Annotated in this window: 12 protein-coding genes and 1 tRNA gene; 5 read left to right on the top strand and 8 right to left on the bottom strand. The window is 63.7% G+C overall.

Annotated features, from left to right (window positions below; all coding sequences use genetic code 11):
- Positions 1-276 precede the first annotated feature (276 nt).
- Both ilvD and ABIG06_RS31475 read left to right on the top strand, forming a co-directional pair.
- Complete coding sequence (gene ilvD / locus ABIG06_RS31480; protein WP_370139872.1) at positions 277-2,127, top strand: dihydroxy-acid dehydratase; 1,851 nt, start codon at positions 277-279, stop codon at positions 2,125-2,127.
- A gap of 221 nt (positions 2,128-2,348) precedes the next feature.
- The gene (locus tag ABIG06_RS31475) at positions 2,349-2,672 is read left to right on the top strand and encodes a hypothetical protein (RefSeq protein WP_124161013.1); all 324 of its coding nucleotides are present in this window, start codon (positions 2,349-2,351) and stop codon (positions 2,670-2,672) included.
- Positions 2,673-2,733: 61 nt separating this feature from the next.
- On the opposite strand, the gene ABIG06_RS31470 is transcribed toward ABIG06_RS31475, so the two are convergent.
- Positions 2,734-2,922: a hypothetical protein gene (locus ABIG06_RS31470; RefSeq protein WP_124161012.1), complete on the bottom strand. Its 189-nt coding sequence runs from the start codon at positions 2,920-2,922 to the stop codon at positions 2,734-2,736.
- A 560-nt stretch (positions 2,923-3,482) separates the two neighbouring features.
- Here ABIG06_RS31470 and ABIG06_RS31465 point away from each other — a divergent pair.
- Together ABIG06_RS31465 and ABIG06_RS31460 are read left to right on the top strand one after the other, a co-directional pair.
- A tRNA-Ser gene (locus ABIG06_RS31465) sits at positions 3,483-3,572 on the top strand.
- A gap of 161 nt (positions 3,573-3,733) precedes the next feature.
- A complete protein-coding gene (locus ABIG06_RS31460; protein ID WP_370139846.1) occupies positions 3,734-4,774 on the top strand; it encodes a tyrosine-type recombinase/integrase in 1,041 nt (346 codons plus the stop codon).
- 361 nt (positions 4,775-5,135) lie between these two features.
- Here ABIG06_RS31460 and ABIG06_RS31455 read toward each other — a convergent pair whose 3' ends face one another.
- Positions 5,136-6,905, bottom strand: coding sequence for an adenylate/guanylate cyclase domain-containing protein (locus tag ABIG06_RS31455; protein ID WP_370139845.1), 1,770 nt, complete (start codon positions 6,903-6,905; stop codon positions 5,136-5,138).
- A gap of 597 nt (positions 6,906-7,502) precedes the next feature.
- On the opposite strand from ABIG06_RS31455, the gene ABIG06_RS31450 reads away from it, so the two are divergent.
- Positions 7,503-7,796, top strand: a complete 294-nt coding sequence (locus tag ABIG06_RS31450) for a hypothetical protein (protein ID WP_370139844.1) — start codon at positions 7,503-7,505, stop codon at positions 7,794-7,796.
- Positions 7,797-7,837: 41 nt separating this feature from the next.
- Here the strand turns inward: ABIG06_RS31450 and ABIG06_RS31445 are convergent, their stop codons facing one another.
- The 6 genes from ABIG06_RS31445 to ABIG06_RS31420 all read right to left on the bottom strand — a co-directional run bounded on the left by ABIG06_RS31445 (position 7,838) and on the right by ABIG06_RS31420 (position 13,630).
- Positions 7,838-8,845 (bottom strand): HupE/UreJ family protein, encoded by a 1,008-nt coding sequence (locus ABIG06_RS31445; protein WP_370139843.1) that lies wholly within the window; start codon positions 8,843-8,845, stop codon positions 7,838-7,840.
- A gap of 92 nt (positions 8,846-8,937) precedes the next feature.
- On the bottom strand, positions 8,938-9,480 hold the full coding sequence (locus ABIG06_RS31440; RefSeq protein ID WP_370139842.1) for a hypothetical protein: 543 nt from the start codon (positions 9,478-9,480) through the stop codon (positions 8,938-8,940).
- Positions 9,477-11,012, bottom strand: coding sequence for a GldG family protein (locus ABIG06_RS31435; RefSeq protein ID WP_370139841.1), 1,536 nt, complete (start codon positions 11,010-11,012; stop codon positions 9,477-9,479). The genes ABIG06_RS31440 and ABIG06_RS31435 overlap by 4 nt, the downstream gene beginning before the upstream one ends.
- A 4-nt stretch (positions 11,013-11,016) precedes the next feature.
- On the bottom strand, positions 11,017-11,718 hold the full coding sequence (locus ABIG06_RS31430; protein WP_370139840.1) for an ABC transporter permease: 702 nt from the start codon (positions 11,716-11,718) through the stop codon (positions 11,017-11,019).
- On the bottom strand, positions 11,715-12,755 hold the full coding sequence (locus tag ABIG06_RS31425; RefSeq protein WP_370139839.1) for an ABC transporter ATP-binding protein: 1,041 nt from the start codon (positions 12,753-12,755) through the stop codon (positions 11,715-11,717). The genes ABIG06_RS31430 and ABIG06_RS31425 overlap by 4 nt, the downstream gene beginning before the upstream one ends.
- Positions 12,752-13,630 (bottom strand): N-acyl homoserine lactonase family protein, encoded by an 879-nt coding sequence (locus ABIG06_RS31420; RefSeq protein ID WP_370139838.1) that lies wholly within the window; start codon positions 13,628-13,630, stop codon positions 12,752-12,754. The genes ABIG06_RS31425 and ABIG06_RS31420 overlap by 4 nt, the downstream gene beginning before the upstream one ends.
- Between the last annotated feature and the right edge of the window lie 495 nt (positions 13,631-14,125).

The raw sequence follows: 14,125 nt of genomic DNA, 5'->3' as shown, positions 1-14,125 counted from the left end.
CCAAGGACCCAACGGCTTCCCGCCCACCATCATCATGCCAGACTTCCCAGACACAGGGACCCATGTCGCCCCAAGTCTGGACCCTGGTTCTGCAGCGCACCGTTTCACGCTGCGCTGCGTCCGGGCACGTGAGAGCCCCCGCGCCGGGAGCAGGGGAGCCCTGTCCGGACCAAGTTCCCGTTGCGCCTCGCCGGTCCGTGCGCTATCCGGCCGGAAAGGCCTGAGGCGGCTCCACATTTTCCCGCCCGGTCCCCAAACCCGAGGACGGAAACCGCCATGCCAGCCTATCGCTCCCGCACCACCACCCACGGCCGCAACATGGCGGGCGCCCGCGGCCTCTGGCGTGCGACGGGCATGAAGGACGCCGATTTCGGCAAGCCGATCATTGCGGTGGTCAACTCCTTCACCCAGTTCGTGCCCGGTCACGTCCACCTCAAGGACCTCGGCCAGCTGGTGGCCCGCGAGATCGAGCAGGCCGGCGGCGTCGCCAAGGAGTTCAACACCATCGCCGTCGACGACGGCATCGCCATGGGCCATGACGGCATGCTCTACAGCCTGCCGTCGCGCGAGCTGATCGCCGACAGCGTTGAATACATGGCCAACGCCCACTGTGCCGACGGCCTCGTCTGCATCTCCAATTGCGACAAGATCACGCCCGGCATGCTGATGGCGGCGCTGCGCCTCAACATCCCCGCCGTATTTGTCTCGGGCGGCCCGATGGAGGCCGGCAAGGTCAAGCTGCAGGGCAAGACCAAGGCCGTCGATCTCATCGACGCCATGGTCGCCGCGGCTGACTCCAAGGTCAGCGACGACGACGTCAAGGTGATCGAGCGCTCGGCGTGCCCGACCTGCGGCTCGTGCTCCGGCATGTTCACCGCCAACTCCATGAACTGCCTGACCGAGGCGCTGGGCCTCGCGCTGCCCGGCAACGGCTCGGTGGTCGCGACCCATGCCGACCGCAAGCGCCTGTTCGTCGAGGCCGGACACACCATCGTCGATCTCGTCCGCCGCTATTACGAGCAGGACGACGCCTCGGTCCTTCCGCGCAACATCGCGAACTTCAAGGCGTTCGAGAACGCGATGACGCTCGACATCGCGATGGGCGGCTCGACCAACACCGTGCTGCATCTGCTTGCCGCCGCGCACGAAGGGCAGGTGGAGTTCACCATGCGCGACATCGACCGCCTCTCGCGCCGCGTACCCGTGCTCTGCAAGGTCGCGCCGTCGGTTGCCGACGTGCATGTCGAGGACGTGCACCGCGCCGGCGGCATCATGGGCATCCTGGGCGAGCTCGACCGTGCCGGGCTGATCGACACTTCGGTCTCGACCGTGCACGCACCGACCATGAACGATGCGCTGGAGCGGTGGGACATCAAGCGCACCAAGAGCGAGACCGTGCGCACCTTCTATCGCGCCTCGCCCGGCGGCATCCCGACCCAGGTCGCCTTCAGCCAGGAGCGCCGTTACGACGAGCTCGATGCCGACCGCGAGAAGGGGGTGGTGCGCGATCTCGAACACGCCTTCAGCAAGGATGGCGGTCTCGCCGTGCTCTACGGCAACCTCGCGCAGGACGGCTGCATCGTGAAGACCGCCGGCGTCGATGCCTCGATCCTGAAATTCTCCGGCCCCGCGCGCGTGTTCGAAAGCCAGGACGCCGCGGTCGAGGGCATTCTCGGCGGCAAGGTCGTGGCCGGCGAAGTCGTCGTCGTGCGCTATGAAGGCCCGCGCGGCGGCCCCGGCATGCAGGAGATGCTCTATCCGACGAGCTATCTGAAATCGATGGGCCTCGGCAAAGCCTGCGCGCTCGTCACCGACGGCCGTTTCTCCGGCGGCTCCTCGGGCCTGTCGATCGGGCACCTCTCGCCGGAAGCCGCCGAAGGCGGCAACATCGGCCTCGTGCGTGACGGCGACCGCATCGCGATCGACATCCCGAACCGCAGCATCAGCCTCGAGGTCTCCGACGAGGAGCTTGCCGAGCGCCGCGCGGCGGAAGAAGCGAAGGGCGATGCCGCCTGGCTGCCGACCAACCGCAAGCGCAACGTCTCGACCGCGCTGCAGGCTTACGCCGCGCTCACCACCAGCGCCGCGCGCGGCGCGGTGCGCGAGGTCAAGCGCCGCTCGAACTGAGCGCACGCCGCGTTTGCGCGGTACGCAGATGGTCAACGAGTTCTGAACGGCCGGCGAAAGCCGGCCGTTCGCATTAAGGATGCCTCGACGAAGTTCGGCAGCCGAGAATTTTGCGGCGTATACTGCGGCACCTTCGCAAATCCATGTCGGGCAACTGGGGCGCCACCACAATGTCTCGTACTCTTGCTGTCGTTTTCTCAACGGCCGTTGCGGCGATTTCCATGACGGGCGCGGCCTCCGCCGGCTGCTACAATTGCTACGCGCCGCCGCCGTGCACGACCTGCTATCAGCAGCAATACGCGCCGCCGCAGTACCGCACCGTCGACGAGACCGTGATGGTGTCGCCGGGCGCCGTGGTCGCGCACCGCACACCCGCGCAGTACCGTACCGTGATGGTGCCGCAGACCGTGATGGTCGCTCCCCCGGGCGTCCAGTACGAGCGCATTCCCCCGCAATACGCCACGCGCCAGCGCGTCGAGATGGTCTCGCCCGGCTATTCCTACTATGCCCCGGTTCAGATGGGCTGCGCGTCCTGCGGCTACTGAGCCGACACGGAAGAGCATCACGCGGCGCTCCCCTCGGGGGGCGCCGCTTTCTTTTCCGGTGCTATTTCGGAGCGCGAACAGGCAGAACTTCCGTCATCGCCAGCGCAACAGGATTCATGATCGCTGATACCGGGGGCCGATCTGCGGGCTGCGGAAACAGCAACGCCGCCTGCTTGAAATGATGGCAGGCGGCGTTGCTCCAGCCCCAGGGAGGGAAATGCAAAATCCCCGGTTGAAGATAGTTCTGCATGGCGCGTGCCAAGATTCATGTGCCAGCCTGGGACAGCCATCGAGCCGCCAACCCGCTGCGAATTGACGGTTGTTCGTGGGAGCTCCCGTATTTGGGGGATCTAGGCACTGTTTCCCTCGGCCGCCGGCGACGGACGGATGTTGATCTACCTTCAATGCTGAGACGACGTGTTCAAGAACGGGATTGCCTCGCCTCGGCTTGCTCGGCAACTGATCCAATCGGCTCCGAGGCGCCGCAGTGCCTCCCTGCCGACCTCGTCAGTTGCGGCTGCCGTCCGGTGGCAGGTCTCGGCCTCACATCGGGAATCTTTGTGCATCGTTTCGCTCGTCTTCGCCCTAAATGCGCAAGAGGAGCTGTCGTGCTGGGCGTGGACGGACTCTCCGACTTCAGCGCCTTGCACAGCCGCGAAGACGACGAGGGACCGCTCATGCGGTGCACATTGGATCGGCATCATCGGTTTCCGCAAACAAGTCGGACCGGCGTGCGCAGTTCGGAACCAGATTGTTCGTTCGCCTTGCGTTCAACGCCACCATTGGCTAAGTGCTGGAGCCCGCTGAGAGGGAAGGGTGGCCGAGTGGTTTAAGGCACCGGTCTTGAAAACCGGCGTGCCCGCAAGGGTACCGTGGGTTCGAATCCCACCCCTTCCGCCAGTATATTGTTCTCCACTGTTCGCAGTCGTTCGAAGTCCACAGTAAAATCAGTAACTTGCGCCGAGGACCTGTACTTCGCAGTTCGTCGGTGTTCTCCCTAATTGGGATGCTGACCGTAGCTTTAGACCGTGGGTTCGGAGGACGGTTTTCTCGGAGGAACAATGGCTGGAAGGTTGAAACCATTTGACGTAGAGCGCCAAAACAAGCCCGGCAAATATGCGGACGGCGAAGGTCTCTACTTGATCGTCCAAGGACCGACATCGAAGAGCTGGTCCTACCGATATTGGAAAGACGGCAAGGAGCGCCGGCACGGGCTCGGCTCTTTCAAGGATGTATCGCTAAAGGATGCGCGGCTCGCTCGCGACGCAGCCCGGCTGCGCGTGAAAGGCGACCGCAGCACGGCCGGCGTTGACATTGTTCAGGAGAGGCGAAAGGAGCGGGAGGAGACGAAAGTCGCCGAAGCTAAAATGGTATTGTCGACGTTCGAGGAATGTGCGGAAGCCTACATTCGGACGAACTGGTCGATGTGGAGCGAGAAGCATCGCGATCAGTGGCCAGCCTCTCTCAAGCGTTACGCCTATCCCATTATCGGCAAGCTGACGATCCCCGAGATCAAGCCAAGCCACATCCACGATCTGTTGCAGCCGATCTGGGTGGAGAAGCGTGAGACTGCGAACCGCGTCCGCGGCCGGATCGAAACGATCATTGCGAAGAACGTCGACATCGACGATCCCGACTTCCGTAATCCGGCCGAGCTCACAAGGCAGTTGCGCGAGAAGCTGCCAAAACGAGCCAAGCGGGTGGTTCGACATCATCCGGCGTTGCCTTATTCCGAAGCGCCGGCCTTCATGAACCTCCTTGCGGGCGCGCCCGGAACTGCCGCCGCGATGCTTCGCTTCCTAATCCTCACGGCTTGTCGCACAAACGAGGCGGTCGAAGGGCATTGGTCTGAGATCGACCGGCCGGGCTCGACCTGGAAAATCCCCGGCGAGCGAATGAAGATGGACCAGGACCGTTCCGTTGACGGATCCCGCGCTGGCGATCCTCGACGAGATGCGCGATGGTCGCCAAGGCGAATTGATCTTCACCAACCCCGATGGCGGGGCATTCTCCGAAAACGCGATGCTCGCGGTCCTTCATCGGCTCGGCTATGGACACGTAACGGTACACGGATTTCGGTCGACGTTCGCGACCTGGGCTGAGGAATGCACCGACTACCCGGATGGTGTGCGCGAGGCCGCACTGGCTCACAAGTACAAAAGTGAGACCACCGCAGCCTATCAGCGTGGCCAGAAATTGGAGAAGCGTCGGGCGCTAATGAAAGATTGGGCCGCATTCCTGAGCGGCGCCAGCGTGGCCCAATTGGTTGACCGGAGAACAGCGTAAGGCGTCCGGTCAGCACCAAGAAGCCGACCTAGCAAAGCGCTTCGCAAATGGTCAGCTAGGGGCCAAAAGCGGACACGCCAAGTACCGGCCATGAGGCAAAGTTAAGTTTTCGGAACGTCTGCTTTGCCCTGTGGCAGAGAGCCATTGCCTCAAGAAGCTCCGCGTTTTACTAAATGCCTAACCGCGCAGGTTGGTTACGCCTGCACGACACAGGCCGTCTGCGAGGTGCTCCCGGTACTTCACGTCAAGATAGGGGGTCGTGATATCGAACAGCTGCTGCGGATCCGCAGGCCGACAGATGAAATCATGGAGTAATGGTCGGGCTTCCTCAACGCGTCCGAGTTGACCAAAACTCGCGAGCAGGATCCTAAGCCCCACGTGCATACGGTGCGTGCGGATCGCAAGCTGACCATAATGGACCGCCTCCTCGTAGTTCTCCTGATGATAGTGGGCGAGCGCGATGAAACTGAGAAAAGCGCCGGCTTGAGGATCGTTAGGGTTGAGGCGAAGACAACTCAGCAGAGCGTCGAGACCCTCTCTAAAGTGTCCGATATAGATCCGGACCAGGCCAAGGGCGACAAACCCGAGCGCAAAGTTCGGGTTGAGGTCGATCGAACGCTGCGCCTCGGCAAGCGCCTGCGCATGCATTCGCATAACTAAGCTCGTCCAAGACAACGCGTAGTGGCAGTAGGGGTCGCGATCATCGATCGCAACCGAGCGCACCGCAGCCGCGTGAGCTTCGGACGCGTCGCTGGCGATTTCGCTAGTCCAGCCGTGCCAGATCCGGCTATTCAGCGTGCGTGCAAGGCACATGTGTGCCTGGGCGAGAGTCGAATCAAGACTGATCGCATGCCGCAGCAGAGCGACTGCCTGATCCTGATTCTCGGGAGTCATTTGTGCAAAAAGCCACATGGCACGCATGCAGCAATCGAAAGCGCCCAGGTTGCCGATGCTTTTGCGAAAGGCCCGTCTTCCTTCGATGAGCAGCATTTCGGGCTCGATCGCCCCGACCACGCTCTGGGTGATCTCGTCCTGGATGGCAAAAATGTCGGCCATATCGCGGTCGAACCGCTCGGCCCATAAGTGATTGCCGGTTTCCGCCTCGATCAGCTGGCCTGTGATCCGCACCCGCTGACCGGCCCTTCTTACGCTTCCTTCGAGGATGTATCGCACGCCGAGTTCGCGAGCGACCTGCTTAACATCGACGGCTCGTCCCTTGTAGACAAACGTCGAATTTCGCGCGATGACGAAAAACCATCGGTGATGAGATAAGGCGGTGGTGATGTCTTCTGTGATGCCATCTGCGAAATACTCCTGCTCGGGATCGCCGCTCATGTTAGAGAAAGGGAGCACCGCAATCGACGGTTTGTCCGGCAGCGAGAGTTCACCGCCCAACACACCTGTAGCTAACGGATGCTCAGGTCGCCAATTCACGGAGTAGATCAAAATCGGACGACTGATATTCCTAAGCGATCGTTGTCCAATCGGAATAAGCGGAAAGTTTAGCTTGCCTTCGATCTGATCGCGGACAGCACCGGAGATACAAATTCCGCCCGGCTCCGCAACGCCTTCCAGCCGCGCAGCAACGTTTACGCCGTCGCCGAACAGATTGTCGCTCTCCACCATCACGTCGCCGAGATTGACTCCGATCCGGTATTCCATCCTCCGATCGCCGGGAAGATCGGCATTATGGCGAGCGAGCGCGCGCTGGATCGCAACTACAGCGCGCACGGCCTGCACGGCGCTGCTGAATTCCGCAATCACGCTGTCTCCGGCAGATCCAAAAATGCGTCCTGCATGTTCGGATATGAGATCGGATATGGTACGACGGTAAGCGCCCAGGGTACGCAGGGTCGCTTCTTCGTCCGCACCCATCAGGCGGCTGTATCCGGCAACATCCGCTGCCAGAATTGCCGCAAGCCGCCGTTCCACGCGATTGTCGGTCAAAACGGCCTCCCGAGATGGGTAGATTCCGTTCCAGCTATCAAAGCACGGGCATTGGGCTTGGGCTAGGGCCATGTCAGGTGAGGGTCAAGGGCTGGCCTCGGTACACAGCATGACCTTCGTCCGGCCTCAGCAGAAGCGGACATCCCCGCCCCCTAGGCTGAGCTCAGCCACGGGCCTCGCAAGCATCACTGCCCCCCAAGTATCTGCCCCCGGGTTGCCCTGCACGCGGTGCGCTTACTGCTGCCCGGCCAATTGCTGCAAAATCTGTTGAACATTTGGGCGGGGTCATTTGACCGATCAACCTTCTCGTCCGTATGTGACGGCAGTCACGAAATATCATCCAAGCAGGGCGCTCGCCCACAGCATGGCGAGTGGCAGCGAAATGCCCCCACTTACTTCCGCTATGGGTCCAAAGGCAGCCCTCGTTGGCCAGCATGAACTTGGTCGGGTCACCTGTCGGAAGCGGACACACTTGCGCTTCAGGCTAAGGTCAACCACGGGTCAGAAGGTGAAGTGGGGATCCTTTGTCAAAGCGCGGGATGCTGATAATTCGAGTTATTTGAGAGTGCTTGCAGGTTTCTATGCGAACGGATTGGAATGATCTGGATCGCTGCTTTTGCATTCTTCGGCTTTTGTTGGTGTCGCGCAGCCAAAGCACGGGAACGAGCGGCTGAACTTGCTGCAACTGGAACTGGACGCTCGCCGTTGTACTGGGTGTCGAACGCGCTGGTTGCCATCCTGTTGGCCCTGGTGCTGTATATCGCCATGGTGAGCGGGAAGGAGCGCAATAGCAATCAAACAGACAAGCGATGTACGAATATCGGCAAGCCAATTTTTACTATCGCTCAGCGAAAGCCCTCCGACTTGAAGATGACCAGCCGCACCAGTTGAGGAGGTCAACATACCGAGGCATCGCCCGACTTGGCGGAATCTCACCAGTTCGCGGCGACCAGAACGCGATCGACGAGGAAGGCGAGCCCAGCGACCAATACGAGCGCGGAGAGCGTCGTCACCGCCCGCCGCTCCAACGCGGCGCGCCGAAACCAAAGGAGGACCGGCAGGAAAGCGGCGATCACCGCTGCCTGGGCGGATTCAACGCCGAGGTTGAACGACACGAGCGCGCCGGCCAGGGCGGCCGGGGGCAGATCGAGATCGAGCAACGCGCCGGCAAACCCGAAGCCATGCACGAGGCCAAACGCAAAGCCCACGGCCCAGCGCCACGACGCCGTGCGTCTCAGGAAAATGTTTTCGGCCGCGACGTAGACGATCGACAGCGCGATCACCGGCTCGACGATCCAACTGGGCGGCGACGCCGCGCCCAGTACCGCCACGGCCAAGGTGATGCTGTGCGCCACCGTGAAGGCGGTGATGACGGCGAACAAGGATCCGATTCCTCCGCCGCCCAGGACGAGAGCCAGCACGAACAGGAGGTGGTCAACTCCCGTCAGGATGTGCTCGATGCCCAGCCGAAAAAAGGCGAAGACGCCGCTCCCGGCGGTAACCTCGGGCGCCGGGCTCCCGCTCGGTGCCGCGACGGCGAGGCGAGCCTCGCGCTGGTCGCGTTCGAGGGTGTATTGCTGCACGCTCCCCAGGGCTTCGACGCGGACAAGCGCGTGGTAGTCGTTGCCGAGGACGTCAGACAGGTCGTCGCGCAGCACAAGTTCGCGCGGCGTACCAGGACAGGCGTAGTCAATGATCACTACGGCATTGGCGCGGTCGGGCGTGGGCGGCGTGACCGTTCCGGGCACCGGCTCGCATCGCACCCCATTCGCGGAAATGCCGACTTTGCGCGCGACCAAATCGGCCAGCGTGCCGTCGTCGCCACGGGGCGCCAGCCGTACCCCGTCAATCGCGCCCCCGGCCGCCGCGAGCGCATCTGGGCCGAGGGTGAGGCTGTACCGGACAGTTCCGCCGTGCAGGGTCACGGTGGCATAGCCCATCGAGCCTGCGATGTGCCCTTGCGCTGGTCCGAGCAGTAGCAGCAGCGTGAGAGCCGCCCACGGCGCCGCGCGGCGGAGACAGGCAGGAGGCATCATCGCGCGGCCACTTCAGTCATTACCTCGGCCCATTCGCCGCCGACGAAACGGGACATCAGGTAGAGCCGCGGATTGCCATCGATGCGCATGTACTGGAGGTACCCCTCAGGGTTGAACTCGCCGAAGCGGGCGCTGAGCACCGGCTCGCCGTCCCCTCCGTAGAGCTTCACGGAGAGCCGCGGCGGGTCGAGGCCGAACGGCGCTGGATCGCTCCCCACGAGCTCTGCCGCCTCGATCTCGCGGACAGGCCCGGAATTGTGCATGATCTGGACGGCCTTGCTGACCCGGAGCCCGGCGGTGCCGATGTTGACGCCGTCAGGCGTCGCCCACGCCGTCTCGCCCGCACGGACCAGGGTAACGAGCCGCGTGCCGCGGCTCAACTCAACCCGCGTGATCTCTTCCGGCGCGCGCTTGAGCACGCCCTTGGCTTCGAACCGCACGAGCTGGCGCTGCACCGGCATAGCGCCGCTCACCACCATCGCCGCGAGGTAGAGCAGCGCGAGCGCCGCGAGGACGGGATGCAGGACATGCCGCCTCATCGCCGCCGCCACCAAACAATGCAGCCGAGCGCGATCACCAGCAGCGGCATTGCGACCACGACCATGAAGAACACCGCGTTCGACTGCCGCCCGGTCAACGCGATCAGCGGAGGCACGGGGACACGCGCAGCGACGGCCGTCGTGCGCTCCTCACGTGCCAGCCAGCGGGCTACCGAGAGCAGAAGGTCGCTATTTGCCATATAAGGAAAGAACGAGTTGCTGGCGAAATCGCTGTCGCCGACGACGATGGCGCGCATGGGTTCGGAGTTGCCGTCGAGGCGCCCTTCCACGGCGACGCCCAACACGCGCGGGCCGGGGACCGGGGGCGCCGCCGCGTCCTTCTCACCCGTCGCGTCAGGCTCGAACGCGTGTGACCCCACCGGTTTGACCGGGCGCGTGTAGCTGTCCCGGCTGCTGAGCAGCAGCGGGGTGACGCGGAGGTCGCCCGCCGGCGGCAACAGCGTGATCGGACGGACGCCGGGGTAGAAGGTGAGCGAGATCGAACGCGTAACCGGATGGGGGTCGTAGCCCGTGACCGCCACGATCTCGGGGTTGGTCGAGTAGTGGCTCAAGGGATCGACGACGACCTCCTGCTCCGGACGGACGCCGAGCTCGGCGACGAGCCGGGCGAGCCCGGGTTCGAGGACGAAACCCAGGTCCAGCAGGAGAAGGGCCGACCCGCCGCGCCTGAGATAGGCGCGCAAGGCCGCGCTCTCAGCCGGCAGGAACGTGGTCCGCGGATTGGCCGCGATGAGGAGCGTGCACGCGGCAGGCACGTCGCCCTCGGTGGCGAGGACGAGCTTCCGCGCCTCATACCCCTGCGCTTCGAGCGCGCGCCGCAACCTCCCCGCGCCGTGGCCCGGCATCTCGACCACCTGCGAGCTGGCGTCGTCGTGGCTGTGGCCCGCGCCGCTTTCCAGGTGCGTGTGGTACTCGAAATTGTCCATCGGCAGCTCGCCATGGCCCTCGAGGAAGCAGGCGGTAACCGCGCGCCCGCGCAATACGCGCTGGATACCTATCGCGATCTCCGTCTCGTCCGTGCCTTGCACCAGCACCCGGCGTCCCTCCGCCTCCACGACCGCGGCATTGTAGATCTGGATTGCCTTCTCGCGCGCGAGTCTCGGGTCCCGGTCGGGATCGACCGCGACGACGTTGAGCAGCGGGTTGCGCCGGGCCATGATTGCAAGGAGGTCCCGCGCGCGCCGCGCCGCGGGATCCTGCGAGCGATAAAAGTAGGTGACGCTTACCTCGCGGGAGACCTCGTCAATCGCCCGCATGGCCGCGCCCGAGGGCGTATAGACCTTCTCGCGAGTCAGATCGAAATGCACGTCATGCAGATGCAGCGCGACATTGGCCAGCACCGCGGCGCCGGCCGCGATCACGATTACGCCGGCCGAATAGGCACGTCCCCGCCAGCCAGCGAGGGTGGTCTGCAGCGGTAGTCTCAGCCCGGTCGCGAACAGCACCAGGACGGCGCCGAGCCAGCCACCAGCCCAGAGCAACGCGTTCCAGTCGAGCTCGGAGTGCTCCATGGCGTTAGCGCCGCGCCAGCCCGCGTACGGCAAGGAACAACCCGAGCAGGGTCACCGCGAGGAAGAAGCCGAAATCCGAGGCGTACATGGCGCCGAGGGCAAAAGGCTGGAAGCGCGCCAGCAGCGACAGCCCGAGCACCCAATTGTCGATCGGCGGCGGCAGCAACGCGGCCCAGGCGTCAATCGCCCACAGCATCCCGAACACGCCGAGCGAAACGACCGCGGCCACGACCTGGTTGGCGGTGAGCGCGGAAACGGCAAGACCGATGGAGACCAGGGCGCCAGCGAGCAGGGTGAGGCCGAGGTAGCCGCTGTAGATCGGGCCCCAATCGGGAGTGCTGAACCGCGCCAATATCCCTGAATACACCAAAGTGAGCGCGACCATCGCGAGCAGCATGCCCATTGAGGCCGCGAACTTGGCGAGTACGATGTCGCCCTCGCGCACCGGTGCCGTGAGCAGCAGCTCGAGGGTGCCGCCCCGGCGTTCCTCGGCGAACTGCCGCATGGTAACGAGCGGCACGAACAAGACGAGCTGCACGGCCGCCTGAAAGAAGACGTTCACCAGAGTCGCCTGTTTGGTGGCGATGAGCGTGACGGCGAAGCCGTAGCCGTTGAGCACAAGGAAGACGGCGATGACGGCGTAAGCGATCGGGGAGACGAACAGCGCGCGCAACTCCTTGGCAACCAGGGCGAGAAATGCCGTCATTGGAGCGCTCGGCTCGCCGTTAGCCGGAGGAATAGCTCCTCCAGGTCTGAAGCCGTCTCGACCGTCTCGACGCTCGCGATGCCGGCGAGGCAAAGGGTCGCGGCGACGTGCGGCGCTGCCCCGGGCTCCGACACCTCCACCCGCCAGCCGGCCAAGTCCCTATCAGGCTGCTGCTCGCGGGTCACGCTGACGATCCCCGCCAGACCCGACAAGGCCGCCGCGACCTCGTCCGCCCGGTCCGGCCGGGCGCGGACCCGGAGCGAGGCGCCGCGCCTGGCGCCGGCCAGGTGGTGAACGGTGAGCAGCCGCCCGTCGAGCAGAATAGCAACCCGATCGGCGACGCGTTCCATCTCGGCTAGGACGTGCGAGGTTACAAGGACCGCGCTGTCGCGAGCCAGCGTCCGCAGCAGGCCGCGCAGCTCGATGACCTGACGCGGGTCAAGGCCGTTGGTCGGCTCGTCGAGCACCAACAACTTGGGTTCGTTCAGCACGGCCTGGGCGATTGAGACGCGCTGCCGATAGCCGCGCGACAGCCGGCCAATCACGGCGTCGCCGACCGGCTCGAGCGCGAGCCGCGCACGGGCGGACTCGATGCCTCGGCGCAACGCACCTCCCTGCAAGCCCCGCAACCGGCCCATGAAGTGGAGAAATTCGTCCACCCGCATATGGCCGTAGAGCGGGGCGTTCTCCGGCACGTAGCCGATCCGCGCGCGCGCCTGGTGTCCGTCGCGGACCACGTCGAAGCCGTCGATGCGGACGGTCCCTTCGCTCGGCCGCAGATAACCGGTGATGACGCGCAAGATGGTGGTCTTACCCGAGCCGTTGGGACCAAGCAGGCCCACTACTTCTCGCTCGTTCACCTCGAACGAGACGCCGTCCACTGCCTGGCGGAGGCCATAACGTTTGCCCAGCCGTTCGACAGAGGCGACGGCGATGCCGTGCCGCGAGCTTTCAGCCGGCGCGATGCCGAGCCCCGCCGGGACTCGGCGCGGTTGATCGGTCAGGCGCAGGTCCAGTGGCGGCGTCGGGCCGGTCAATCGTAGAATTCCGGCGCCTTCTTCATCGCCTTGAACGCGTCCGGGTCGTGGGCAGTGAAGAAATTTGCCTTCTGCGTCGCCATCTCCCGCCTGATCCACTCGAAGGCCGAGTAGAATCCCGATGTCGAATAGACCAACGGGGTGCTCGGCGGTATATTCTGCTCGACGTTCTCGCGGAAATAGACGTTGTCCCCGGTGAGGATGATGAGGCCGGTGTTCTTCAGCCGTACCGTCATCATCTGGCTGCCCGGCGTGTGGGCAACCCAGCGCTTCACGACGAGCGTGCCATCTCCAAACAGGTCCTGATCGCCTTCGAGCTGCAACATCTTCACCGCGTTTGCGCTTGGTGTCATGTTGCCGCGCAGCGGCAGGACGTCGCCGAGAACGTAATTTGAGCCAGTGCCGGGCTCCGGCCAGAAGAAGTTCTGAAGCTCACTCTTTTGCACGACCAGCGTCGACTTCGGGAATTTGGCGACGTTGCCGCCGTGGTCTAGGTGAAGGTGGCTCACCACGACGTAGGTGATATCGTCGGGCGTGAGATCGATTTTCTTCAGCTGCGTATCGATCGCGACCTCTGGCGTATTGACCGGCTTCAATCCGGTGAACGCGGCACCCCAGTAGCTTGGGTCGGTGATAATCTTGTCGTTGTTACCCGTATCGAAGAGAACATTCCCTTTCGGATGTTTGATCACGTAAAAACCGACGGGAACCTGGATCGCCGGCTCCATAGGTGCGCCGTTCACCAAAAACCCTTTGCCGAGAGTCAACGCGCCGGAACTGAATGCGTAGAGCTTAAGGTCTTGGGCGCTTAGTGCCGTGCTCGACAATACGCTCCCGAGAAGAGCGACCACTGCCGTTAAATATTTGCGGGTCATTCTTTGCCTCCCTCGTCGCGAATTTTGTTATGTTTCGCTCCTGTGCAAAGCCGCAGAGGCGCCGGCAGGATGCACTTAAGTTCAACACGCCGCACTAGACCTGTCAATAATTCTGGACAGTGTCCCGGTTCACCCGACGGTGCTGCGAAGCGTCCCATCCGTTAGCCAATCTACAGGGACGTCACTTCGCACGCGCAAAAAGTGCTCCCAAGTTGCGGACCGCCCGCCGAAACCACCGCTAGGAAAGGCACGTCTTGCGCTCGCCGACGACCTCGGCCAGCGCGACCGCCAACTTGCGGATGCAGCAGATGCTCGCCACCAACCGTGCGAAGCTTGCGGAAGCGCAGAAGGTCCAGGCGGAGATGATGCGGAAGAGCAGGCACGAATGGCGCGCAAGGGCTCTGGCCGGAGCTTTTATCCCGTCGTGGGATTGGAGGCATCGATCATTCCGGGGACCTTGTCCGTTCTAATCCATTCGCAGCCGACAAAATGGGC

Source organism: Bradyrhizobium sp. USDA 326 (assembly GCF_049739485.1).
In the GTDB taxonomy this organism is placed as follows: domain Bacteria; phylum Pseudomonadota; class Alphaproteobacteria; order Rhizobiales; family Xanthobacteraceae; genus Bradyrhizobium.
The sequence above is the reverse complement of the archived record's forward strand: the minus strand, read 5'-3'. Positions and strand labels throughout refer to the sequence as shown.

Coding starts and splice junctions, on each gene's coding strand:
- ilvD (WP_370139872.1), top strand. CDS start 277: ATGCCAGCCTATCGCTCCCGCACCACCACCCACGGCCGCAACATGGCG.
- ABIG06_RS31475 (WP_124161013.1), top strand. CDS start 2,349: ATGACGGGCGCGGCCTCCGCCGGCTGCTACAATTGCTACGCGCCGCCG.
- ABIG06_RS31470 (WP_124161012.1), bottom strand. CDS start 2,922: ATGCAGAACTATCTTCAACCGGGGATTTTGCATTTCCCTCCCTGGGGC.
- ABIG06_RS31460 (WP_370139846.1), top strand. CDS start 3,734: ATGGCTGGAAGGTTGAAACCATTTGACGTAGAGCGCCAAAACAAGCCC.
- ABIG06_RS31450 (WP_370139844.1), top strand. CDS start 7,503: ATGATCTGGATCGCTGCTTTTGCATTCTTCGGCTTTTGTTGGTGTCGC.
- ABIG06_RS31445 (WP_370139843.1), bottom strand. CDS start 8,845: ATGGGCTATGCCACCGTGACCCTGCACGGCGGAACTGTCCGGTACAGC.
- ABIG06_RS31440 (WP_370139842.1), bottom strand. CDS start 9,480: ATGAGGCGGCATGTCCTGCATCCCGTCCTCGCGGCGCTCGCGCTGCTC.
- ABIG06_RS31435 (WP_370139841.1), bottom strand. CDS start 11,012: ATGGAGCACTCCGAGCTCGACTGGAACGCGTTGCTCTGGGCTGGTGGC.
- ABIG06_RS31430 (WP_370139840.1), bottom strand. CDS start 11,718: ATGACGGCATTTCTCGCCCTGGTTGCCAAGGAGTTGCGCGCGCTGTTC.
- ABIG06_RS31420 (WP_370139838.1), bottom strand. CDS start 13,630: ATGACCCGCAAATATTTAACGGCAGTGGTCGCTCTTCTCGGGAGCGTA.